This is a genomic window from Aeromonas sp. QDB14, assembly GCF_027707845.1.
GTDB lineage: Bacteria > Pseudomonadota > Gammaproteobacteria > Enterobacterales > Aeromonadaceae > Aeromonas > Aeromonas caviae.
In genome coordinates this window covers 1-955 of record NZ_JAPCJD010000196.1, presented here as the reverse complement: position 1 = coordinate 955, position 955 = coordinate 1, and the positions used below count along the sequence as shown (strand labels likewise).

Here is a 955-nt window from a genome sequence, read left to right as displayed (position 1 = left end):
AGGTCATGCTCAGTCATGAGGCGCAGTGTGACGGAATCGTTGCTGTTGGTCACGATGCTGTACTTTGTGATGCCTAATGAACTGTTAGACATCATTGGCGTGGAGCCGAGCAGACTGGCGGCTTCGTGCTTCACAAAGTAAATGAACGCAGTCAACTGATCAGCGCGTGAGGCCAAGCAATCCATCCCTTGTCCAAGGTAAGCCTGCTGGGCTTCAAGCAGCACGGGCTGATGTTGGACGGGCAGGCGTTCCATTACCCAGTTGGCAGCTACATCCTTCGGCGCGATCTTGCCGGTTGCTGCGCTGTACCAAATGCGAGACAAGGTAAGCACTACATTCCGCTCGTCGCCTGCCCAATCCGGTTGTGAGTTCCATAGTTTCAAGGTGTCGGCCAGTGCTTTGAATAGATCGCTTTCCGGGACTGGGTTGAAGAAATCTTCCGCGGCCGAACCTGCCAAGGCAAGGCTGTGTTGCCTTGCTTTAGTTAGCAGAATAGCCAGATCAACATCGGTTGTCGCGGGCTCGAAGATGCCCGCAAGAATGTCCTTGCGCTGCCACTCCCCGAATTGCAGTTCCCGTCTGGCTGGATAACGCCAAGGAACAACATCGCCGTACACGACGATGGTAACTTCCAAGGCACGGAGAGCTTCACTTTGGCCGGGAGAAGCGGAAACTTCCAGGAAATCTACGAACAGAGCCTGCCGCACAGTCTCATCGAGCTGTGCAGTCACAGTAACCAGCAAATCAATATCACTGCATGGCTTCAGGCCACCGTCGAGTGCAGAGCCGTACAAATGCACGGCCAGCAACGTCGATCCCAGATGATGCTCGATGACGTTGAGTGCCTGTGATAGCTGTACCGAAATCTCGGCGGGCACTGCGTTGCTCATGATGTCTAACTCCCAATTTGTGTAGGGCTTATTATGCACGCTTAAAAATAATAAAAGCAGACTTG

The 955-nt window shown here is 53.3% G+C and carries 1 pseudogene; it reads right to left on the bottom strand.

Annotated features, from left to right (window positions below):
• Positions 1-101: 101 nt before the first annotated feature.
• Positions 102-890: pseudogene (locus PG887_RS22480) on the bottom strand (AadA family aminoglycoside 3''-O-nucleotidyltransferase); the annotation flags it as partial.
• Between the last annotated feature and the right edge of the window lie 65 nt (positions 891-955).